20 protein-coding genes are annotated in these 22,800 nt (G+C 62.8%); 14 read left to right on the top strand and 6 right to left on the bottom strand.

Going from position 1 to position 22,800, the window contains the following annotated elements:
* Positions 1-3 precede the first annotated feature (3 nt).
* From J5M72_RS05765 to trxA, 3 genes are read left to right on the top strand one after another with little or no spacing between them, the layout of a single operon-like run.
* Positions 4-468 carry a YbaY family lipoprotein gene (locus J5M72_RS05765; RefSeq protein WP_169432105.1) on the top strand — a complete coding sequence of 155 codons (465 nt, stop codon included), beginning with the start codon at positions 4-6 and terminating at the stop codon, positions 466-468.
* Positions 465-1,121, top strand: coding sequence for a 50S ribosomal protein L11 methyltransferase (locus J5M72_RS05760; RefSeq protein WP_169432106.1), 657 nt, complete (start codon positions 465-467; stop codon positions 1,119-1,121). Before J5M72_RS05765 ends, J5M72_RS05760 begins: the two co-directional genes overlap by 4 nt.
* 39 nt (positions 1,122-1,160) lie before the next feature.
* Positions 1,161-2,033: a thioredoxin gene (gene trxA / locus J5M72_RS05755; protein WP_207864587.1), complete on the top strand. Its 873-nt coding sequence runs from the start codon at positions 1,161-1,163 to the stop codon at positions 2,031-2,033.
* 4 nt (positions 2,034-2,037) lie between these two features.
* Here trxA and J5M72_RS05750 read toward each other — a convergent pair whose 3' ends face one another.
* Entirely contained in the window at positions 2,038-2,397 is a 360-nt protein-coding gene (locus tag J5M72_RS05750; RefSeq protein WP_169432107.1) for a hypothetical protein, read from the bottom strand.
* Between the two features lie 135 nt (positions 2,398-2,532).
* Here J5M72_RS05750 and J5M72_RS05745 point away from each other — a divergent pair, with 135 nt between their 5' ends.
* The 5 genes from J5M72_RS05745 (at position 2,533) to J5M72_RS05725 (ending at position 6,580) form a co-directional block, all read left to right on the top strand.
* Positions 2,533-3,135 carry a DUF2796 domain-containing protein gene (locus J5M72_RS05745; protein ID WP_169432108.1) on the top strand — a complete coding sequence of 201 codons (603 nt, stop codon included), beginning with the start codon at positions 2,533-2,535 and terminating at the stop codon, positions 3,133-3,135.
* Positions 3,136-3,149: 14 nt separating this feature from the next.
* Positions 3,150-3,860 carry an ABC transporter ATP-binding protein gene (locus J5M72_RS05740; protein WP_169432109.1) on the top strand — a complete coding sequence of 237 codons (711 nt, stop codon included), beginning with the start codon at positions 3,150-3,152 and terminating at the stop codon, positions 3,858-3,860.
* 1 nt (position 3,861) lies between these two features.
* A complete protein-coding gene (locus J5M72_RS05735; RefSeq protein WP_074691637.1) occupies positions 3,862-5,127 on the top strand; it encodes an ABC transporter permease in 1,266 nt (421 codons plus the stop codon).
* A gap of 11 nt (positions 5,128-5,138) precedes the next feature.
* Complete coding sequence (locus J5M72_RS05730; protein WP_207864585.1) at positions 5,139-5,657, top strand: DUF3299 domain-containing protein; 519 nt, start codon at positions 5,139-5,141, stop codon at positions 5,655-5,657.
* 224 nt (positions 5,658-5,881) lie between these two features.
* Entirely contained in the window at positions 5,882-6,580 is a 699-nt protein-coding gene (locus tag J5M72_RS05725; RefSeq protein ID WP_169432111.1) for an OmpW family outer membrane protein, read from the top strand.
* A 189-nt stretch (positions 6,581-6,769) separates the two neighbouring features.
* Here J5M72_RS05725 and J5M72_RS05720 read toward each other — a convergent pair whose 3' ends face one another.
* Positions 6,770-7,699 (bottom strand): NAD-dependent epimerase/dehydratase family protein, encoded by a 930-nt coding sequence (locus tag J5M72_RS05720; protein WP_207864583.1) that lies wholly within the window; start codon positions 7,697-7,699, stop codon positions 6,770-6,772.
* Complete coding sequence (locus J5M72_RS05715; RefSeq protein ID WP_169432113.1) at positions 7,692-8,576, bottom strand: sugar nucleotide-binding protein; 885 nt, start codon at positions 8,574-8,576, stop codon at positions 7,692-7,694. The genes J5M72_RS05720 and J5M72_RS05715 overlap by 8 nt, the downstream gene beginning before the upstream one ends.
* Positions 8,577-8,754: 178 nt before the next feature.
* Here J5M72_RS05715 and J5M72_RS05710 point away from each other — a divergent pair, with 178 nt between their 5' ends.
* Positions 8,755-13,050: a DEAD/DEAH box helicase gene (locus J5M72_RS05710; protein WP_207864581.1), complete on the top strand. Its 4,296-nt coding sequence runs from the start codon at positions 8,755-8,757 to the stop codon at positions 13,048-13,050.
* A 152-nt stretch (positions 13,051-13,202) separates the two neighbouring features.
* Here J5M72_RS05710 and J5M72_RS05705 read toward each other — a convergent pair whose 3' ends face one another.
* Complete coding sequence (locus J5M72_RS05705) at positions 13,203-15,308, bottom strand: mechanosensitive ion channel domain-containing protein (protein WP_207864579.1); 2,106 nt, start codon at positions 15,306-15,308, stop codon at positions 13,203-13,205.
* A gap of 189 nt (positions 15,309-15,497) precedes the next feature.
* Between J5M72_RS05705 and J5M72_RS05700 the strand changes: the two genes are divergently transcribed.
* The 5 genes from J5M72_RS05700 to J5M72_RS05680 all read left to right on the top strand — a co-directional run bounded on the left by J5M72_RS05700 (position 15,498) and on the right by J5M72_RS05680 (position 20,799).
* A complete protein-coding gene (locus J5M72_RS05700; RefSeq protein ID WP_169432116.1) occupies positions 15,498-16,709 on the top strand; it encodes an MFS transporter in 1,212 nt (403 codons plus the stop codon).
* Positions 16,710-16,812: 103 nt separating this feature from the next.
* The gene (locus tag J5M72_RS05695) at positions 16,813-17,739 is read left to right on the top strand and encodes a DUF72 domain-containing protein (RefSeq protein ID WP_169432117.1); all 927 of its coding nucleotides are present in this window, start codon (positions 16,813-16,815) and stop codon (positions 17,737-17,739) included.
* Positions 17,736-18,533 (top strand): endonuclease/exonuclease/phosphatase family protein, encoded by a 798-nt coding sequence (locus J5M72_RS05690; RefSeq protein ID WP_169432118.1) that lies wholly within the window; start codon positions 17,736-17,738, stop codon positions 18,531-18,533. Before J5M72_RS05695 ends, J5M72_RS05690 begins: the two co-directional genes overlap by 4 nt.
* Entirely contained in the window at positions 18,530-19,816 is a 1,287-nt protein-coding gene (gene clsB, locus J5M72_RS05685) for a cardiolipin synthase ClsB (RefSeq protein WP_207864576.1), read from the top strand. The genes J5M72_RS05690 and clsB overlap by 4 nt, the downstream gene beginning before the upstream one ends.
* Positions 19,813-20,799 carry a lysylphosphatidylglycerol synthase domain-containing protein gene (locus tag J5M72_RS05680; RefSeq protein WP_207864573.1) on the top strand — a complete coding sequence of 329 codons (987 nt, stop codon included), beginning with the start codon at positions 19,813-19,815 and terminating at the stop codon, positions 20,797-20,799. The genes clsB and J5M72_RS05680 overlap by 4 nt, the downstream gene beginning before the upstream one ends.
* Positions 20,800-20,913: 114 nt before the next feature.
* Here the strand turns inward: J5M72_RS05680 and J5M72_RS05675 are convergent, their stop codons facing one another.
* Positions 20,914-21,672 carry an alpha/beta fold hydrolase gene (locus tag J5M72_RS05675; RefSeq protein WP_039771958.1) on the bottom strand — a complete coding sequence of 253 codons (759 nt, stop codon included), beginning with the start codon at positions 21,670-21,672 and terminating at the stop codon, positions 20,914-20,916.
* A complete protein-coding gene (locus tag J5M72_RS05670) occupies positions 21,662-22,771 on the bottom strand; it encodes a DUF3182 family protein (RefSeq protein WP_207864571.1) in 1,110 nt (369 codons plus the stop codon). Before J5M72_RS05670 ends, J5M72_RS05675 begins: the two co-directional genes overlap by 11 nt.
* Positions 22,772-22,800 lie beyond the last annotated feature (29 nt).

The raw sequence follows: 22,800 nt of genomic DNA, 5'->3' as shown, positions 1-22,800 counted from the left end.
CCAATGTCGTTACGACCGCTCGTTTTGCTCAGTGTTTTCAGCCTGCTGGTGGCCTGCGGCAGCGACGCACCCAAGCCGCAGCCGCCAACGCCGGGCCCGGCGCCGCAACAGGCGCAGAAAAAGGCCAAAGAAGCTGCCGACCTCGGCCCGCTGCCTGCGTATCAACGTGAACTGAGCGGCACCCTGCAAGGCGTGCCGACGGGCGCCGAAGTCGAACTGGCACTGCTGGTGATCGATGAGAAAGGTCGCCCGCAACAATTGCTCGCCAGCTCCAGCCTGATCGGCAACAACCAGGTTCTGCCGTTTCGCCTGCGCTTCAACCCCGACGCGTTCCCGGCCGGGGCGCGGGTCGAACTGCGTGGCCGCGCCACACAGTCCGGCCAGTTGATCCTGCATCTGCCGTCGCAGACCATCAGCCAGCCGACCACCCAGGCCCTGGGCCAAATGCAATTTGTCAAAGCGCCATGAATGCACCGCTGGACCTGCAACAGGCGTTGGGCGAGTTGCTCGGCGATGCCCGACTGGTGACCTGCCCACTGCCGGACACTGATTTGAAGCTGTGGCTGATCGACGGCGACAACATGGCCCGGGAGTTCAGCCCGGAGGAAACCCGGCGAATCCTGCACGAACCGCCGTACTGGAGTTTCTGCTGGGCCAGCGGCCTGGCGGTGGCGAGGTATCTGGCGGAGTTTCCTGAGTGGGTTCGAGGCAAACGCGTGCTGGATTTCGGCGCCGGTTCCGGGATTGCCGGCATCGCGGCGGTGAAGGCCGGTGCGCTGGAGGTGGTGGCTTGCGACCTCGACCCGCTGGCGATTGCCGCCTGCCGGGCCAACGCCGAACTCAATGACGTACAGATGAGCTATTCCACGGACTTCTTCGCCGAGGCCGATCGCTTCGATCTGATCCTGGTGGCCGACGTTCTCTACGACCGGGAAAACCTGCCGCTGCTCGACGCGTTTCTCAGTCGCGGTCGCGAAGCGCTGGTGGCTGATTCGCGGGTTCGGGATTTCCGTCATCCGCTGTACCGGCGCATCGAAATGCTCGAAGCCATGACCCTGCCGGATCTGGCCGAGCCCGAAGAGTTTCGCCATGTCAGCCTCTACCACGCGGCCCGCGCCTGACCGTATAGTTGCCCCATTCACGCTTTTACGAGAGACCCCATGAGTCAGCAAACGCCGTACATCTTCGACGCCACGACGGCCGACTTCGACCAGTCGGTGATCGAGGCTTCCTTTCAAAAACCGGTGCTGGTGGATTTCTGGGCCGAATGGTGTGCGCCGTGCAAGGCGTTGATGCCGATGCTGCAAGGGATCGCCGAGAGCTATCAGGGCGAGTTGCTGCTGGCCAAGGTCAATTGCGATATCGAACAGGACATCGTCGCCCGCTTCGGCATCCGCAGCCTGCCGACCGTGGTGCTGTTCAAGGACGGTCAACCGGTGGACGGTTTTGCCGGGGCCCAGCCTGAATCCGCCGTGCGCGCCCTGCTCGAACCTCACGTAAAAATGCCACCACCGGCAGCGGCTGATCCGTTCGAGCAAGCCCAGGCGCTGTTCGATGACGGCCGTTACGCCGATGCCGAAGCCGCGCTGGTGGTGATGCTCAACGAAGACAACACCAACGCCAAGGCGCTGATTCTCTACGCCCGATGCCTGACCGAACGCGGCGAGCTGGGCGAAGCGCAAACCGTGCTCGACGCGGTCAAGAGCGACGAACACAAGGCTGCACTGGCGGGCGCCAAGGCGCAGATCAAGTTCCTCGGCCTGGCCCGTGACCTGCCGGATGCCGCCGACCTGAAAAGCCGTCTGGCGCAGAACCCGCAGGATGATGAGGCGGTGTATCAACTGGCGATCCAGCAACTGGCCCGTCAGCAATACGAAGCAGCACTGGACGCCCTGCTCAAGCTGTTCATCCGCAACCGCAGCTACGGCGAAGGCCTGCCGCACAAGACCTTGCTGCAAGTGTTCGAACTGCTGGGCAACGATCACCCGCTGGTGACTGCCTACCGGCGCAAGATGTTTGCCGCGCTGTACTAAGCGCTTACTCGATCCAGCTGTAGAGCGGCGTATCCCCGCCGCTCGCCACTTTCACGTCCGACGAATGCCGCAGGCGCACCAGCAGGCGCTTGCCCGCCGCCGCGCTGCCGGTCAGCCCTTCGAGCTGATCCAGCAACTCCGGCCCGCTGAGTTTTCCGGCCTTGCGCAACAGATCCCTGGCGACCTGCCACAACGCGTCATCCTGATTGACCGGTTTCGCCACAGGCGCCGCTGCGGCTGTCTGCGGCTGGTTGGCCTGCACCTGCACGCCGAACTGCGAACCGAGCCGCGCCCAATCGCTTTCATCCAGTTCCAGGGTCAAATCCACCGGCAATTCGCCGACGGTTCCGCGTATCCGCAACATAAGCTTTTCTCCCGCACATTTCTGACCTGCATGCTCCCATGGGACTTGTGTAACGCCAAGCGGGCGGGCAAACTCTGCGCACTTTCGTTATAAGATTACATAACAAACTCTTCACTTTACTTCCCGGAGTTCGCCATGCGTCGTCTGCTGCTCGCTTTGCCGTTTGCCCTGTTGCCGCTGGCCATCGCCCAGGCTGCCGATGAACATGACCACGATCATGAACACGGCAGCCTCGGTGCCCACGAACATGGCGTCGGTCGCCTGAACGCCGCGCTCGATGGCCAGACACTCGAACTGGAGCTGGAAAGCCCGGCGATGAACCTGGTCGGCTTCGAACACGTCGCCACCAGTGATGCCGACAAGGCCAAGGTCGCCGCCGCCCGCGCACAGCTGGAAAAACCATTGGCGCTGTTCAGCCTGCCGGCCGCCGCCGGTTGCAAAGTCGTCAGTCAGAAACTGGAAAGCCCACTGTTCGGCGACAAGCCGGATGCCGACGATCACGACGATGATGACCACGACGAAGACGCCAAAGGTGGCGACGCCCATCACCACGATCACAGCGAAATCCACGCCCACTATCAGTTCACCTGCGCAGCGCCGGGTGCCTTGAATACGCTGGATCTGGCCAATATTTTCAATACCTTCCCGGCCACCCAGAAAATTCAGGTACAACTGATCGGACCGAGCGGCCAGCAAGGCACCGAAGTGACGGCCAAGGCCGCCGCCCTGAAATTCTGATCACGAACGGCGCCATGACCCAAGCACTCATCGAACTGTCCGACCTGGGCTTCAACTGGCCCGGTCACCCGCCGCTGCTGGACATCCCGGCGTTTCGACTGGAACCGGGTGAAACCCTGTTCCTCAAGGGCCCCAGCGGCAGCGGCAAGACCACGCTGCTCGGGCTGCTCGGCGGCGTGCAGAAACCCGGTCGCGGCAGCATTCGCCTGCTCGGCCAGGAACTGACCGAACTGGGTGCCGGCGCCCGTGATCGCTTTCGCGTCGATCACACCGGCTACATTTTCCAGCAGTTCAACCTGCTGCCGTTTCTCTCGGTGCGCGAGAACGTCGAGTTGCCCTGCCACTTTTCAAAGCTGCGTGCTGAACGTGCCAAGCAACGTCACGGCAGCGTCGATCAGGCAGCGGCGACGCTGCTCGCTCACCTGGGTTTGAAGGACGAAAGCATTCTTGGCCGTCGCGCCGATTCGCTGTCGATCGGTCAGCAGCAACGGGTCGCCGCTGCGCGTGCATTGATCGGTCAACCGGAACTGGTGATCGCCGACGAACCGACTTCGGCACTGGATTACGACGCCCGGGAAAACTTCATTCGCCTGTTGTTCGCCGAGTGCCGCGAGGCCGGTTCGAGCCTGTTGTTCGTCAGCCACGACCAGAGTCTGGCGCCGCTGTTCGACCGTCATCTGTCCCTGGCCGAACTCAATCGCGCCGCCACGCCTGCCGAGGTCTGAGATGTATCTGTTCCGTCTGGCCATGGCCAGCCTCGCCAACCGCCGTTTCACCGCCCTGCTCACCGCGTTCGCCATCGCCCTCTCCGTCTGCCTGCTGCTGGCGGTTGAGCGGGTGCGCACCGAAGCCAAGGCCAGTTTCGCCAGCACCATCAGCGGCACCGACCTGATCGTCGGCGCCCGTTCCGGTTCGGTGAACCTGTTGCTGTATTCGGTGTTTCGCATTGGCAACGCCACCAACAACATCCGTTGGGACAGCTTCGAGCACTTCGCCAGCAACCCGAAAGTGAAGTGGGCGATTCCGATGTCCCTCGGTGATTCCCATCGCGGCTACCGGGTGATGGGCACCACCGAAGCCTATTTCGAGCATTACCAGTACGGTCGCCAGCAGCACCTGGAACTGGCGGACGGCCGCGCCTTCGCCACCGATCCGTTCGAAGTGGTGCTCGGTGCCGAAGTGGCCGAAGCGTTGCATTACAAGCTCGGCGACAAACTGGTGCTCGCCCACGGCGTGGCGGCGATCAGTCTGGTCAAGCACGACGACAAACCGTTCACCGTGGTCGGCATTCTCAAGCGCACCGGCACCCCGGTAGACCGCACCTTGCACATCAGCCTCGGCGGCATGGAGGCGATCCACATCGACTGGCACAACGGTGTGCCGGCCCGTGGCAACGGACGGATCAGCGCCGATCAGGCACGCAACATGGACCTGACGCCGCAAGCGATCACCGCGTTCATGCTCGGCCTCAACAGCAAGATTTCGACCTTCGCCCTGCAACGGGAGATCAACGAATTCCGTGGCGAGCCGATGCTGGCAATCCTGCCGGGCGTGGCCTTGCAGGAGTTGTGGAGCCTGATGAGCACCGCCGAAAAAGCGTTGTTCGTGGTGTCGTTGTTCGTGGTGCTCACCGGATTGATCGGCATGCTCACAGCGATTCTCACCAGCCTCAACGAGCGTCGCCGCGAAATGGCGATTCTGCGTTCGGTCGGTGCGCGGCCGTGGCACATCGCAAGCCTGCTGGTGCTGGAAGCCTTCGCCCTGGCGCTGACCGGAGTCATCGCCGGGCTGGCGTTGCTGTACCTCGGCATTGCCGCCGCTCAGGGTTATGTGCAGGCCAATTACGGGTTGTATCTGCCGCTGGCGTGGCCAAGCGAGTATGAATGGACGCTGCTCGGTGGCATTCTGGCGGCCGCGCTGCTGATGGGCAGCGTGCCGGCCTGGCGCGCGTATCGCCAATCCCTGGCCGATGGCCTGTCAATCCGTTTATGAGGATGTTCACCATGCCCCGCGCTGTACTCGCGCTGCTGTTGCTCGTCGCTCTGCCCGTCTGGGCAGCAGCGCCGAAAGACCTGACCTGGTCGGAGATGATCCCGCCGGACGCGGCGCCCGAAGTGCCGAACATGACGCCGCTGCATGACCTCTCGAAGATGAGCGATGCGCTGTCCGCCGAGTCGGCACCAGCAGCCAAGCAAGACCTGCCCAACGCCCCGGTGGTGCAAAGCCTCGACGGCCAGAACATCCGTCTGCCGGGCTACATCGTGCCGCTGGAAGTCAGCGAGGAAGGCCGCACCACGGACTTCCTGCTGGTGCCGTACTTCGGCGCCTGCATCCACGTGCCGCCACCGCCGTCGAACCAGATCGTGCACGTGAAAAGCGAAGTCGGCGTGAAACTCGACGAGCTGTATCAGCCGTACTGGGTCGAAGGGCCGTTGCAGGTCAAGCCGTCCACCAGCGAACTGGCTGACGCCGGGTATCAGATGGAAGCGGACAAGATTTATGTGTACGAACTGCCGGAGTAAATCCCGATAGTTTTGTACCGGTTGATCAATCGCTTTCGCGAGCAAGCCCGCTCCCACATTTGGAATGCATTCACCTGTGGGAGCGAGCCTGCTCGCGAAGGGGCCGGCAAAGGTTCCACAAATAAACCCGCCATCACTGTTTCATTGAGCTGAGTCAAAAGACCGTATCAGACGGATTCGTACCATAGGACATCAAACATTTTTAACGTCCTTTGGGAGCTTCCATGAACAAGTCCTTGCTCAGCGCTTCGCTGTTTGCCCTCGCGCTCGCAGCCCCGCTCGCCCACGCCCACGAAGCCGGCGACATCATCGTTCGTGCCGGTGCGATCACCGTCAACCCGAAGGCCGACAGCTCCAGCGTCAAGGTCGATCAGGGTCCGCTGAGCGGCACCAACCTGGGCGGCAAGGCAACCATGAGCAGCGACACCCAACTGGGTCTGAACTTCGCCTACATGCTGACCAACAACATCGGCATCGAGCTGTTGGCCGCCTCGCCGTTCGAGCATGACGTGAAGCTCAAGGGCACAGCCCTGCCGGCTGCCAACGGCAAACTCGGCACCCTCAAACACCTGCCGCCAACCCTGAGCGTCGTCTACTACCCGCTGGACGCGAAGTCGCCGTTCCAGCCGTACATCGGTGGCGGTATCAACTACACCTGGATCTACGACGAGCACGTCGGCAGCGAAGCCCAGTCCAACGGCTTCAGCAACTTCAAGGCGAAAAACTCCTGGGGCTTGGCCTGGCAGGTCGGCGCCGACTACATGCTGACCGACAACATCATGCTCAACGCCCAGGTGCGCTACATCGACATCGACACCCGCGCCACCGTCGAGAACAACGCCGTGGCCCCGGGCACTCGCGCAAAAGTGAACGTCGACGTCGATCCATTTGTGTACATGGTCGGTCTGGGCTACAAGTTCTAAGCGAGCAATCAAAGAACGTTCACGTGGTGGTGAATGAGGCTTGGTGGCGGGCTGACTCAGAACTGACGGCGATGTTACGCCATCGACCGGGGAGCAAGCTCCCTCGCTACAGGAAACCGGTTTGAAACCCGATTTCCGGCCGTGAAAAAGGCGCCTGTCAAAGGCGCCTTTTTCATGTCTGCGAGAAGCTCAGCGGCCGAGCAGACGTGCCAGGCCAACGCTCATCGGCGTTGGCGTCGGGCACTTGAAGCGCTCGAGCAAGCGACCGTTGTTCGCCCGCGAATGACGGATGTCACCGGAACGCGCCGGGCCATAACTGACCGGCGGCAGCTCACCGACCACCGCTTCCAGCGCGGCCAGCATCTGCTTGAGGTTGGTCGCCTGATTCCAGCCGACGTTCACCGCACCGACATCCACTTGCGGCTTTTCCAGAGCCTGCACCAGCACATCGACCAGATCTTCGACGTACATGAAGTCCCGGGTCTGCTCGCCATCGCCGAACACGGTGATCGGCAAACCTTTCTGCGCGCGTTCGCTGAAGATGCTGATCACGCCGGAGTATGGCGAGGACGGATCCTGACGCGGGCCGAAGATGTTGAAGAAGCGGAAGATCGCCGGTTCCAGACCATGCTGGCGTCGGTAGAAATCGAAGTAATGTTCGCCCGCCAGCTTGTCCGAGGCGTACGGTGTCAACGGCGCCTTCGGCGTGTCCTCGTCGATCGACTCGCCCTCGCCATTGTTGCCGTAGACCGCTGCGCTGGAAGCGAACAGCACGCGCTTCACGCCGGCCTCGCGCATGGCTTCGCAAACGTTGAGCGTACCGATGAAGTTGCTCTGGTGAGTTTTCACCGGATCATCCACCGACGCCTGCACCGAGGCCACGGCGGCCAGGTGCGCGACTGCGCTGCAACCTTGCATCGCACGGGCGACCAAAGCGGCATCGGCGACATCACCGACGATCAGTTCGACCTTGGGATTGTCCAGCGGCAGGTTGCTGCGTTTGCCGGTCGACAGGTCATCGAGGATCCGTACCGAATGGCCGTTGGCGAGCAACGCGTCAGTCAGGTGCGAACCGATGAAGCCGGCGCCGCCAGTGATTAAAACAGGGCCTTCAGCCATGACGATAAAACCTATCCAGTAAGCCCGGGAGTGCGGCACGCCAGGCGCGCGGCTTGATCCCGAAAGTGTGCAGAATCTTCTTGCAGGCCAGCACCGCGTGTTGCGGTTCTTCGGCGGCATCCTCACGCGCGGCGTGAGCCTGGGCGGTCGGTTCTTCGATCGCCAGCGGATGCAGGCTGCGAGCCTCGGAGAGAATCGCCTGCCCCAGCGCCAGCGGCGTGGTCGCCTCATGGCCGGCGTAGTGGTAAGTGCCCCACAGCGGCGCGGCGCAATCGAGTTGTTTGAGTACCGAGATGATCACCCGGGCCGCATCGTCGACCGGGGTCGGGTTGCCGCGACGGTCGTCGGCCAGCAGCAATTCGTCCGGCTTTTCAGCACGAGCGAGGAAGCGGCCGAGGATGCCTTCCGGGCTGTCGTCCAACAACCAGCCGAAACGCAGTAGCACGTGTTGCGGACAAGTGGCCCGCACGCTCTGCTCGATCCGCCACAGCGCCTGACCACGCAGGCCCAGCGGCACCGGCTCGTCCTTTTCGCTGTAGGCGGTGGCGCGGGAACCGTCGAATACCCGGTAGCTGGAGGGCTGCACCAGCACGATATTGTGGTGCTGGCACAGTTCGGCCAGACGCTCGATGGCGCGTTCCTGACCCGACAGACGGCTTTCACTGACGGTCTCGGCCTGGAACCAGTCGAAATAGTAGGCAAGGTTGATCAACGCATCGGGACGAGTGTCGTCGAGCAGTTGAGTCAGGCTCGCGGCATCCCAGCCGTCTTCGGGAGGGCGGGGGGCGAGGAAACCGATGTCTTCCTCCGCACCGAGGCGAATCAGCGCCTGCCCAAGGGCATTTCCGCCGCCCAGTAACATAAGGCGCATTCGCATAGAGTCAGCAGGCCCAGTCTGATTGGAACGATGGCTTTGGCGACGATGTTTGGTACAGCGTCGTCGATAATTGCCGGAATCGTTGCATTTTGCGGGTTTAGTGCGCAACCGTCACCCGTAAAGTGTAGATCTCCAGCGGTACTTGCAACTTCGCCCGCCCACCCGCATAACTGCAGACATGAATCTGCCCATCCCCAAGGACGCGGCGCTGGCAGGCTTTCACCCCGCCGTCAGCGCCTGGTTCAGCCGCACATTTGCGACGGTCACCGCCGCCCAGGCCCGCGCATGGCCGTTGATCCGCCAACGCTGTTCGACGCTGATCGCCGCACCCACCGGCTCCGGCAAGACCCTCACCGCGTTTCTCGCGGTACTCGACGATCTGGTTCACCGTGGCCTGGAAACCCCGGACGGTCTGCCGAACGAAACGCTGGTGGTCTACGTTTCGCCGCTCAAGGCGTTGTCCAACGACATCCGCATCAACCTGCAGAATCCGCTGGCGGGAATCACCGAACAGTTACGCCAAATGGATCTGCCGGCGCTGGAAATCACCACCGCCGTGCGTACCGGCGACACCCCGCAAAAAGACCGCGCCGCCATGCGCAAGAGCGCGCCACACATTCTGGTGACGACTCCGGAATCGCTCTACGTGCTGCTCGGTTCCGAGTCCGGCCGCAAGATGCTTGGCACCACGCGTACTGTCATCGTCGATGAAATACACGCCATCGCCGCCGGCAAGCGTGGCAGCCACCTGGCCTTGAGTCTCGAACGCTTGCAGGCGTTGTGCGCCGAACCGCTGACCCGCATCGGCCTGTCGGCCACGCAAAAACCGATCGATGCGGTCGCACGGTTTCTGGTCGGCCATGAGCGCCCCTGCGAAATCATCGACATCGGCCACGCGCGCCCACGGGATCTGGGCATCGAAGTACCGCCGGTGCCGTTGTCCGCCGTAATGGCCAATGACGTCTGGGAACTGGTCTACGACCGTCTCGCCACGCTGGCCCGTGAACACCGCACCACGCTGATTTTCGTCAACACCCGACGCTTGGCCGAACGCCTGAGCCGACATCTGAGCGAACGCCTCGGCAAACACGCGGTGGCGGCGCACCACGGCAGTCTGGCCAAAGAGTTTCGGCTCGATGCGGAACAGCGACTCAAGCGTGGCGAGCTGCAAGTGCTGATCGCCACCGCGTCGCTGGAACTGGGGATAGACATCGGCGAAGTCGACCTCGTGTGCCAGATCGCCTCGCCGCGCTCGATTGCCGGTTTTCTGCAACGGGTCGGCCGCTCGGGACACCAGGTCGGCGGCACGCCCAAGGGGCGCCTGTTCGCCACCACCCGCGACGACCTGATCGAATGCGCCGCGCTGCTCGACTGCGTGCGCCGGGGTGAACTCGATACGCTGCACATCCCCCAAGCGCCGCTGGACGTGCTGGCGCAACAGATCATCGCCGAGGTCAGTTGCCAGGAATGGGGCGAGGACGATTTGCTCGCACTGTTCCGCCGGGCCGAGCCCTACGCCCGCCTCGACGAAAAACATTATCAGGCGCTGCTGGGCATGCTCGCCGAGGGTTACAACGGCCGTCAGGGCATCCGCAGCGCCTACCTGCACCGCGACGCGGTGAGCCGAACCCTGCGTGGGCGGCGCGGTGCGCGGCTGACAGCGGTCACCAGTGGCGGCACCATCCCGGACAACGCCGACTACAGCGTACTGCTGGAACCCCAAAGCCTGAACATCGGCAGCGTCAACGAAGACTTCGCCGTGGAAAGCATTGCCGGTGATGTGTTCCAGCTCGGCAATACTTCCTACCGAATCCTGCGGGTGGAAACCGGCAAGGTGCGGGTCGAGGATGCCCAAGGCCAGCCGCCGACCATTCCGTTCTGGCTCGGCGAGGCCCCGGGGCGCAGCGATGAACTGTCGGCGGCCGTGGCTCGGCTGCACGCGCAACTCGATCAATTGCTCAGTGCCAGCCCCGGCAATCTGCAACCTGCCCTCGACTGGCTGACCGACACCCTCGGCCTGAACCTGGCCAGCGCCGAACAGCTCGTGGATTATCTAGCCCGTACCCGCCTCGCCCTCGGCGCCCTGCCGTCCCGGGACACGCTGCTGATGGAGCGGTTTTTCGACGAGTCCGGCGGCACCCAACTGATCATCCATTCGCCGTTCGGCAGCCGCATCAACCGTGCCTGGGGTCTGGCCCTGCGCAAGCGTTTCTGCCGCACCTTCAACTTCGAATTGCAGGCCGCCGCCAGTGAAGACGCCATCGTCCTGTCGCTGTCCACCAGCCACAGTTTCGAGCTCGATGACGTCTGGCGTTATCTGCACAGCAACAGCGCCGAGCACATCCTGATTCAGGCGGTGCTGGATGCACCGCTGTTCGGTGTACGCTGGCGCTGGAATGCCGGGGTGGCGCTGGCCCTGCCGCGCTACACGGGCGGGCGCAAAGTCGCGCCGCAGTTGCAGCGAATGAAAAGCGAAGACCTCATCGCCAGCGTGTTTCCCGATCAGATCGCCTGCCTGGAAAATCTCGCCGGCGAACGGGAAATTCCCGAGCATCCGCTGGTGGAACAGACCCTCGACGATTGCCTGCACGAGGCGATGGACTGCGAAGGCTGGCTGCAATTGCTGCGGCGCATGGAATGCGGCGAAGTGCGGCTGATCGCTCGCGACCTGCCGGCGCCCTCGCCGCTGGCGGCGGAAATCCTCAGTGCCCGCCCCTACACCTTTCTTGACGATGCACCACTGGAAGAGCGGCGGACCCAGGCCGTGCTGAATCGCCGCTGGAGCGATCCGCAATCCACCGATGACCTCGGCGCGCTGGACGCCGACGCGATCGACGCCGTGCGCGAAGAGGCGTGGCCGACGCCGAACAGCGCCGATGAAATGCATGAAGCGCTGATGAGCCTGGCCTGCATCAGCGGCCGCGAAGTCGAGGCCAACCTGCATTGGCGCGACTGGCTGAATGCGTTGGCCGAGACCGGGCGAGCCTGCCAACTGCAAATCGATCCCGAGCATTCGCTGTGGCTGGCGCGGGAACGCCTGACCTGTCTGCAAGCGCTTTATCCACAGGCGTCTTCGGCACTGCCAGCACTGCCAGGTTTCGATGAAGCCTGGACCACCGACGATGCCTTGGTGGAAGTCATCCGCGCACGACTGAGTGCATTCGGCCCCCTGCCACTGGAGGCCATCGCACAACCGCTGTCATTGCCGCCCGCACACGTCCATCAAGCCCTCGCCCAACTGGAACGTGAAGGCTATGTGCTGCGCGGTCGGTTCACCCCGGGGCTGACGATTGAAGAATGGTGCGAACGGCATCTGCTGGCGCGCATTCACCGCTACACGGTCAAGCGCCTGCGCCGGGAAATCGAGCCGGTGGCGTTGCAGGATTTCATGCGGTTTCTGTTCGACTGGCAGCACTTGTCCCCGTCCACCCGTGGTCAGGGCAGCGCCGTGTTGCCGGCGATTATCGGTCAGTTCGAAGGCTACCCGGCAGCGGCATCGGCGTGGGACAGTGACATTCTTCCGGCCAGGCTCAAGGATTATTCACCGAGCTGGCTGGATGATCTGTGCCGCAGTGGAAAACAGGTGTGGATGCGACTCAGCGCCCGGCAGAAAACCAGCGGAACGGCGCTTCGCAGCACACCGATCGTGTTGCTGCCGCGCAGTCAGGTCGGGTTATGGAGTGCGCTGGCCGAGCAGACACCCGCCAGCGAACTGTCACCCAAGACGCACAAAGTCTTCGAGGCCCTCAGCCAGCATGGGGCGCTGTTTTTCGATGAGCTGATTCATGAAGCGCACCTGCTGCGCACCGAACTGGAAATCGCCTTGCAGGAATTGGTCGGCGCCGGTCTGGTGAATGCCGACAGCTTTGCCGGATTGCGAGCGCTGATCACCCCGGCGAGCAAGCGCCAGCAACGCAGCAGTCGACGCGGGCGCGGGGCGTTTGTCGGCGGCATGGACGATGCCGGTCGCTGGGCGCTTTTACGTCGCGGGCCGGTGGTGGAAAACCGTCAACCGCCGTCGCCCGAAGCCCTCGAACACATCGCCATGACCTTGTTGCGCCGCTATGGCGTGGTGTTCTGGCGTCTGTTGGAACGCGAAGCCGATTGGCTGCCCAGCTGGCGCGAACTGCTGCGCACGTTCCATCGGCTGGAGGCGCGGGGCGAGATTCGTGGCGGGCGATTTGTCAGCGGTCTGGCCGGCGAGCAATTCGCCCTGCCTGAGGCGATACCGCTCCTGCGCGAAGTCCGCCGTCGCCCTCCTGACGGCAGCCTGATCGCCGTGTGCGGGGTCGATCCGCTGAACCTCGTCGGCACCCTGCTACCAGGCACGAAAGTGCCGGCGCTGGCGAGCAATCGGCTGGTGTATCGCGACGGGTTGCCGGTGGCTGCCGAGGTCGCGGGCAAGCCGCAATTCTGGGTGGAACCGGACCAGGTTTCCATGGAGCAGCTACGCAGCAAACTGATCCGACATTGATGTAAACCGGTCTGGCCTCTTCGTCGGATCGCCGCCCGGACCAAGCCCGCCCCCACAATGGTTTGTGGTGCGGCTGCTATTTCGGCATCACACCGAGTCCTGTGGGAGCGGGCTTGCCCGCGAAGAGGCCGGTACATGCACCACAAGAACTCCTACTGAGTCGGCGATTGCGCTGGCAACACCACCGACGAATGCGCCGCTGGCGCCTCGTCTTCCTGTCGCCTGGGCAACAAGACCTGCTGTGGATAAGTCTGCGCGAAATGCACCCACGGGCTGTTATCCACAAGCTTTTTCAAACGCTGGTTGAACGCGCGACTCACCGCGTATTGCCCGCCCGACACCGTGCGGAACTGTGCGGTCAGCACCACGCCGTTCAGGTCCATCCTGTCCACGCCGAACACGTCCAGCGGACCTTGCAGGTTGTACTTGAGGAACGGGTCTTCGCGAATCGAATCCCCGGCCTGACGAATCAGCTCGATGGCCTTGTCGACATCGGTGTCGTAGGTGAACTGCACCGAGAAAAACGCGAACGCAAACTGCCGCGATTGGTTGGTCACGGCCTTGATCTGACCGAACGGCACCGAATGCACGAAGCCCTTGCCGTCACGCAGGCGCAGGGTGCGAATGGTCAGGCCTTCGACCGTGCCGGCATGCCCGGAATCGAGCACCACCCAATCACCGATCGACAGGGTGTCCTCAATGATGATGAACAGCCCGGTGATCACGTCCTGCACCAGCTGTTGCGAGCCGAAACCGATGGCCAGACCGACCACCCCGGCACCGGCCAGCAGCGGTGCGACGTTGATCCCCAGATTGGCCATGGTGGTGATCGCACAGATCACCACCAGGATGATTTTGATCGCGTTGCGCAGCAGCGGCAGGATGGTTTTCACCCGGGTGCTGGGCTGGCGCGCCGAGCGTTTGCTGACCGGCGGTTTCAGCGCTTCCTGAATCGCCGTGTCGAGCACTACCCACAACAGCCACGTCACGAGAAAGATCAGGCCGATGCTGCTCAAGGCGTTGCTGATCGCCCGGCCGACCGCGCTGCTTTGTGCGAAGTCGATCAGTGACACGCCCCAGATCCGCCCGAGGATATCGATGAACGCAATCGCGATGACGATCCGCAGCAAGGCGTGCAACAGGCTGAGAAAGCGTTCCTTGTAGGCACTGCTACGCTGGATCGCCTCGGCCCGGCGCGACTTGAACAGGTGTTGCAGCACGGTGCTGAGAAATACCGTGCCGATCAGCAACACCGTGGTGAGCAACGCGCAGCGCAGGGCTTTCTGGTTGTCCTCGCCGATACCGATCAGATTGACCGCCGAGACCAGCACCATCAGCACGATCGGCCAGTACCAGAGCCCGGAAAAAATCCGCAGCGATTCCTGCAGCGACGGTTGTTTCAGGCGCTGGGCCAGCGGGCGATTACGGATCAGGTGCGCCACCGGCCGGCGCAAACGAATCACCAGCAGACCGAAGATGATCGACGCCAGCAGACCGGTGAACACCGCGATGCTGCTGGTGATGTTGCCGCCCAGTTGCCGGGCGATCTGCGGGCTGGTCAACGCATCACTCAACGCAGCGAGAAAGCCGATCAGGAACAGCGGTTTCGGGCAGTAGTCGCGAATGATCTGCGCAGCTCGTCGCTTGTGGCCGGTGTTGAACATCACCACCACGCACAACAGCATCGACGTGGAAAATATCCCGCTGCTGGTGGCGTAGGCAAAACACAGCGCCAGCGCCCGACCGACCGAGGCCGACAGAAAATGGCTGACGTACAGGGTCAGCGGCAGACAGATGAGCGCGGGCAGCGTGTAGGGCAACAGGTAACCGAGCAGATCCTGGCTGCGCTGGCGGGTACGCAGCCAGCGGCCCTCGCGCATCCGCTTGGCCAGAACGCTGCCAAGCACCGTCAACACAGCAAAGGTGCCGAGCCACACGCCGGACAGCATCATGAAATCTCCGGCCACGCTCCACCCCGAGCGATCCGATGGCTGATTGACCAGCCTGTCGACTTCATCCGCCGCCCGGTCGGCGCGCAGGCGCCAGGCGTCGACCAGATGCTCGTTGAGATCGAGTTTGTCCTGCACGTCGTCGATGCTGGAACTGATGGCACCGAGCAGACCGCCCTGCACGATCGGCTCCGGTTTGGCCGGCTCTTCAATGGCCGCCGGAACGCCCGGCAGGCTGGCTGCTTGCACGGCATGGCCGCCGAACAACAGCAATGCCCCCAATAGAATCGCGATCCTGAACCTGGTCAAAACGCAGAGCTCCTTGGTTGAACCTGTAAGGAACTGATCGGTTTTGGCTTGGCAAAGTTCAAGAACGCCTTGAGAGCCGCATTTCGATCTTTGCTCTCAGGTCAAATATCAAATGCCCATCCCTGTATTTTTCCACCCTCAGCAAACCCCGACACTGCGCTCCATTCAAACCTCAACCGGAGTGCCGTCATGCCCATTGCCCTGCTCGCGCTGACCCTCAGCGCATTCGCCATCGGGACGACCGAGTTCGTCATCGTTGGCCTGCTTCCCACCATCGGCGCCGATCTTGGCGTCAGTCTGCCTTCCGCCGGTCTGCTGGTCAGTCTGTATGCCCTCGGCGTAGCCATCGGTGCGCCGGTGCTGACCGCCCTCACCGGCAAAGTCCCGCGCAAACTGTTGCTGCTGTCGCTGATGGTGCTGTTCACCCTCGGCAACCTGCTGGCCTGGCTGGCGCCAAGTTATGAATCGCTGGTGCTGGCGCGGATCGTCACGGGTCTGGCCCATGGCGTGTTCTTCTCCATCGGCTCGACCATCGCCACCAGCCTGGTGCCCAAGGAAAAAGCCGCCAGTGCGATTGCGATCATGTTCACCGGCCTGACCGTGGCACTGGTCACTGGCGTGCCGCTGGGCACGTTCATCGGTCAGCATTTCGGCTGGCGTGAAACCTTCCTCGCGGTGTCGGCACTCGGCGTGATCGCGTTCATCGGCAGCCTGCTTTACGTGCCGAACAACATCGCTCACAGCAAACCGGCGTCGCTGTTGCAGCAATTGCAGGTGCTCAAGCAACCGCGCCTGTTGCTGGTGTACGCCATGACCGCCATCGGTTACGGCGGCTCGTTCATCGCCTTCACGTTCCTGGCACCGATCCTTCAGGACCTCTCCGGCTTCAGCGCCGGCACGGTCAGCCTGGTGTTGCTGGTGTATGGCGTGTCGGTGGCCGTCGGCAATATCTGGGGCGGCAAACTGGCAGACAAACGCGGGCCGATCAGTGCCCTGAAAATCATCTTCACCCTGCTCGCCGCCGTGCTGTTCGTGCTCACCTTCACCGCCGCCAACCCGTGGCTGGCACTGGCCACCGTACTGGTCTGGGGCGCCGTCGCCTTCGGCAACGTGCCCGGCCTGCAGGTATATGTGGTGCGTCAGGCTGAACATCACACACCACAAGCCGTGGACGTTGCATCGGGCCTGAACATTGCCGCGTTCAACCTCGGGATTGCCGGCGGTGCGTGGGGTGGCGGGTTGATTGTCGAGCACATCGGCCTGATCCACACCGCATGGATCGGCGGGATGGTGGTGCTGGTGGCCTTGGCCCTGACAGCCTTGAGCGGTCGCCTCGACCGACTGGGCCCGGTGTATGCCGACCCCACGGGCGGTTCTACCCGGGTCGTCACTGGCCACTGATCCTGCGAATACCGACCGCCCGTACTCCCGTCGAAACTTTCCCGAACCGTCTGCAGTCATCCACAGACAGAGGCAACACGGGGACTTTCGACGGGAGGGCGGGATGGCGACGATTCACATCGGTATTTCAGGCTGGCGCTACGCCCCGTGGCGCGGGGATTTCTACCCCCGGGGACTGGCTCAGAAACGCGAACTGCAGTTCGCCTCGCGGGCGGTCAACAGCATCGAGATCAATGGCTCGTTCTATGCGCTGCAACGACCGGAACGCTACGCCCAGTGGTATGCCGAGACGCCGAAAGGTTTCGTGTTCAGCGTCAAGGCACCGCGTTTCATCACGCACATCCGTCGATTGCGCGAGATCGAAAAACCCCTGGCGAATTTCTTTGCCTCCGGGATTCTCGAACTGAAGGAAAAGCTCGGGCCGATCCTCTGGCAGTTTCCGCCCAGCTTCAAATTCGATCCGTCCCTCTTCGAACACTTCCTTGCCCAACTGCCCCACGACACCGAAGCTGCCGCCGCGCTCGCCCGCCGGCATGACTCCCACCTGCATGGCCATGCCAGCCTGAAGGCCTACGGCAAGAAGCCTTTGCGCCATGCCGTGGAAATCCGCCATGACAGTTTCATCGACGTCGATTTCGTGCGCCTGCTCAAACGCTATAACACTGCTCTGGTGATCGCCGATACCGCAGGCAAGTGGCCGTATCATGAAGACCTCACCAGCGATTTCGTCTACCTGCGTCTGCACGGTGCACAAGAGCTCTATGCCAGCGGCTACACCGAGCCCGCCATCAAGCGCTGGGCCGAACGTATCGACGCCTGGCACCATGGCCGGCAACCGGGCGACGCCCATCTGATCGCCCCGCGCCTGAAGCCTCGGGCGCGCAAATCCCGCGAGGTTTTCTGCTACTTCGACAATGACATCAAGGTCCGCGCGCCTTTCGATGCCCGCAGGCTGTTGCAGCATTTCGAGCTGGATAAAAACCTCGAAACCGTGCCCGGCGAACCGGCCGCCGAAGGAGTACTCGCATGAGCATTCCCGAGCCGCTCGGCTTCACCGACGAGCAGTCCACGGTCATCACCACCGAGCGCCGTTTCACCGTGCTGACGGTGAACACCCACAAGGGCTTCACCGCCCTGAACCGGCGCTTCATCCTGCCGGAACTGCGCGAAGCGGTGCGCAGCGTGTCCGCCGACGTGGTGTTTCTTCAGGAAGTCCACGGCACCCACGAGCACCATCCCAAACGCTATGACAACTGGCCGACGATGCCGCAGTACGAGTTTCTCGCCGACAGCCTCTGGCCGCAGTTCGCCTACGGACGCAACGCGGTGTACCCGGAGGGCGATCACGGCAATGCACTGCTGTCGAAATTCCAGATCGTGCGCCATGACAACCTCGACGTTTCGATCAGCGGCCACGAAAACCGCGGCCTGTTGCACTGCGTACTGCGCCTGCCGGGAGACGACCGTGAAGTGCATGCGATCTGCGTCCATCTGGGCCTGCGCGAAAGCCATCGCAACGACCAGTTGCGCCTGCTGCGCGAGCGCCTGGCCGAACTGCCCGATGATGCGCCGGTGATCGTCGCCGGCGATTTCAACGACTGGCGCCAGCGTGCTGACGGATTGCTTGAACCCTGTGGCCTGCGCGAAGTGTTTGTGGCGCATCAAGGCAAACCGGCACGCAGTTTTCCGGCCCGCCTGCCGCTGCTGCGCCTGGATCGGATCTACGTACGCAACCTCAAGGCCAGTCAGCCCAAAGTGCTGGCGAACCGTCCCTGGTCACACCTTTCCGACCACGTCCCGCTGTCGGTGGAGATTGAACTATGAGCAGCGCACCGCTGGAGAAATCCGCCGTGGAGCCCGTCAGCATGACCCCGCCCGTGCGCGAGCCCGGCACCGTCGATGTCGAGTATCGCTGGCAGGGCAACAACCGCGTCGAGTTGCTGGAAAACGGCGAGGAGTATTTCCCCCGAGTGTTCGAAGCGATGCGCGCAGCGAAAAGCGAAATCCTGCTGGAGACTTTCATCGTCTTCGAGGACAAGGTCGGCAAGGAATTGCAGGAGATTCTTATCGATGCCGCCCGGCGTGGGGTGCGCACCACCGTCAGCTTCGACGGCTTCGGTTGCGGCGAATTGAGCACCGGTTACCTCACCGCCCTGAGCGACGCCGGCGTGCACCTGCAGATCTTCGATCCGGCCCCCAAGCGCCTGGGTATCCGCACCAACTGGTTCCGCCGCCTGCATCGCAAGATCGTGGTAGTCGACGGCTTGATCGCGTTCATCGGCGGGATCAATTTTTCCGGCGATCACCTGGCCGATTTCGGCCCCGAAGCGAAGCAGGATTACTCGGTGGAGATTCAAGGCCCGGCGGTGACCGACATCCATCATTTCGCCCTGCTGCAAAGCGGCCGACCGGGACGCGCAAGGTTCTGGTGGCAACGGCGACGGCAGCGGCGTGCCGAGATGGCGTTCGATGATCACGATGGTCAGGTGCGTCTGGTGTTTCGCGACAACGACCACCACCACACCGATATCGAAGACGTCTATTTGCAAGTGCTGCGCCGCGCCCAACGGCGGGTGGTGATCGCCAACGCGTACTTCTTTCCCGGCTATCGCCTGCTGCGCGAGATCCGCAACGCCGCCCGGCGCGGGGTCGAGGTGCGGCTGATTCTGCAGGGGCAACCGGACATGCTGGTGGCCAAACTCGCCGCGCGCATGACCTACGACTACCTGCTCAAGGCAGGGGTGCAGATTCATGAATATTGCGAGCGCCCGCTGCACGGCAAAGTGGCGCTGGTGGACGAGGAATGGAGCACCGTCGGCTCGAGCAATCTTGATCCGCTGAGCCTTTCGCTGAACCTGGAAGCCAACGTGCTGATCCGCGACCGCGCCTTCAATCGCCACTTGTTCGAACGCCTCGAAGACCTCAGCCACAACCACTGCAAGGCGATGGACGCCGCGAAATCGCCACGCGGGCGGATCTGGCACATGACCGTGGGTTTTCTGGTGTTTCACTTCCTGCGCCATTTTCCGGCCATGGCCGGCTGGCTGCCGGCGCACAAACCACGGCTCAAACCCTTTACCCCTGCCGCTGGGAGCGATCCTTCATGAGCCATTCCGAAGCCCACGCGGCGGTGCATCCGGCAACGGCGGGCAAGTCCCGCTGGAGTCGCTGGAAGCGTCCGCTGACCCTGCTGTTCTTTCTCGCGCTGATCGTTCTGCTGACGATGTTCGCCAGCCGCATCGAATGGGCCGAGGTGTTGCAAACCCTCGCCGATTTCAAGGTGCGCACGCTGATCATCGCCTCCAGCCTGACGCTGCTGAGTTTTCTGGTGTACGCCAGTTTCGATCTGATCGGCCGCACTTACATTCGTCAGGACCTGACCTGGAAACAGATCCTGCCGGTGGGCGTCATCAGCTATGCGTTCAACCTTAATTTGAGCGCCTGGGTCGGCGGGATCGCCATGCGTTATCGGTTGTACTCGCGGCTCGGCGTGAGCAAAAGCAACATCGCCAAGATCCTCGGCCTGAGCCTGGCGACCAACTGGTTCGGCTACATGACCATCGCGGGTGTGGTGTTCAGCAGCGGACTGGTGCGCATGCCACCGGGCTGGAAAGTCAGCAGCGATGCGTTGCAAGGCATTGGTGTATTGCTGCTGTTGGTGAGTGCCGGGTACCTGGTCGCCTGCCAGTTTTCCCGGCGGCGCGAGTGGTCGATTCGTGGGGTGGAAATCAACCTGCCGTCGCTGCGCATGGCGGTCCTGCAGTTACTGCTCGGGGCGCTGAACTGGTCGCTGATGGCAGCGGTGATTTTCACTTTGCTGCCGAGCAAGCTCGACTACCCGCTGGTGCTCGGGGTGCTGTTGATCAGTGCGATTGCCGGCGTCATCACCCACATTCCCGCCGGGCTCGGCGTGCTGGAAGCGGTGTTCGTGGCGCTGCTGCAACACGAGGCTTCACGCGGCAGCCTGGTGGCGGGGCTGCTGGCGTATCGGGCGATCTATTTCCTGTTGCCGCTGCTGATCACCGTGCTGATGTACCTGGTGGTGGAAGCCAAGGCCAAGGCGCTGCGGATCGAGAAGAAGCCGTCCTGATTTTTTTGTTATGGCTGGTGGCCCCTTCGCGAGCAAGCCCGCTCCCACAGGCAGAACGCATTTCAAATGTGGGAGCGGGCTTGCTCGCGAAGGCGTCCGAAGAGACACCACAAATCATGTGGACTGAATGATGCTCAACCGCTCGCCCACCACCATTTCGGTGATCCAGTCGACGAGGATCGAGGTGTAGGCCTGCTGTGAGGTTGGATCGCTCAGGGCATGGTCGGCACCGTCGATGATGCGGTGGGTCAGCGAGTGGGTCTGCTGGCACGCAGCGCGGTAACTCATGATCGTCGCGTGGGGCACGTAGTCATCGGTTTCCGACTGCACCAGCAGCACATCCCCGGTGAATTGCGAGCAGGCGTGCAAGGCACGGTTGCTGTCGGCGCGTATCAGCGTGCTGCGATAATCGCGCAGGTCGGCCTTGTCCAGATCGCGCTTGGGCGTGTGCCATTGTTCGTCGCGGTACAGCGCCGGCACTCGCAGCGCCAACCAGCGCACCGGGCGCAATGAGGTGAGGATCGAGGCGAGATAACCGCCATAGCTGGTGCCCACCACCGCGATGGCCGAAGTGTCCAGCGCCGGGTGGGCGAGCAGCCGGTCGTAGGCCGCCAGCAAGTCACGCAGGTTATCTTCGCGGGTGACCCGGCTCAGCGGAATGCCGGTGCCGCCGGTGTGCCCGCGCAGGTCGAACGTCAGGCACACACAGCCCAGGCCGGCGATGCCTTTGGCCCGTTCCAGATCCCGCTCCTGACTGCCGCCCCAGCCGTGCACGAACAATACGCCGGGGACTTTCGATTTGGGACTGAGGAATGTCCCGCTCATCTGCTCGTCATCAATGTCGATTTGAATGCTTTCACTTCTAGCCGTCATAGGATTGGACCGTTACGTATTTGAGAAGAAAGTCGCTGTTCTCGGCCGGGCCGCGATAGACCTCGATGGCGTCCGCCGGCAGGGCACGGTCGATATAGGTTTCCACCGACGAGACGCGGATCGCGCGCATCGAAGGGTCGTTGACGAAACTCTGCAACGCCGCCACTTCGGCACTGCTGGCGCCGCCCATGCGCCAGGACTGTTCGAGGACGCCGCTGCGCGGCTGGCCTTCATTGTCCAGGCCCTGGGCGATGTCATAGTTGCGTCGCGAAGCGTAGAACCGTGGATAGGCTTCATCCGCCGCCCGGTCAAAAACCTGTGCCTGCTCGATGGCCAACCGCACATCGTCCGGCAGATCCAGTTTCAGCAAGTCGTCATAACCGCCCTGCACCACCAGCAGGTTTGAACCGCCATAGACCTCTTCGCCGCGGGCATCTTCGGTCAAGTATTGATCACCACAGTAACTGAGCACCCGGTCGCCGATGAACGACTGGCCGACGCTGTGGGTGACGACCTGGCTCAGGTCCTGCTCCAGCACCACGCCTTCACTGAACAGCGTTGCAGCCTCGGGTCGGGCGAGGATTTCGTCGAACGCATCCAGGCTCTTGACCACTTCCTGACCGCGCCCGGCACAGGCGTGGATCGGCTTGAGGCGAATCGGCCCGCTGTAGAGCAAATGTTCGGCGGCAGGTCGTGCATCTTCCAGGGCGAACACACTGAGCCCGTCGAGCACGACATTGCGAATGCGTTCGGAAAACAGTGGCGACCAGCCTTGCGGTGCTTTGGCCTGATGGCTGCGCAAGCCATGGCTGATGGCTTTGGTGCAGATGAAATCGTGTTCGACGAAACCGCCCCACAGATCGTCCGGGCCCTTGATCCCCATTTCCAGAGCTTTGGCGGCGCCGACGATGGTTTGGGTCGGCAACAGATACAGGTCACGGCCCTTGTGCTTTTGCGCGTCGTAACTGCCGCCGAATTTCAGCCCGAGAATCTGCGCCAGCCAACGGGCCAGCGCCTTGTTGGTCTGCACTTCGTGTTGCGGCGCGTCGGGGCGTACGGAATGGGCGACCACTATTTTGTTGCGAGGTATCGGGGTCATGCGCCCCCCTTCCAGCGGCTCGGTGAATG

The organism is Pseudomonas sp. 58(2021), assembly GCF_017491585.1.
GTDB classification, from domain to species: Bacteria; Pseudomonadota; Gammaproteobacteria; order Pseudomonadales; family Pseudomonadaceae; genus Aquipseudomonas; species Aquipseudomonas fluorescens_BT.
This window is presented reverse-complemented; position numbering and strand designations above follow the sequence as displayed.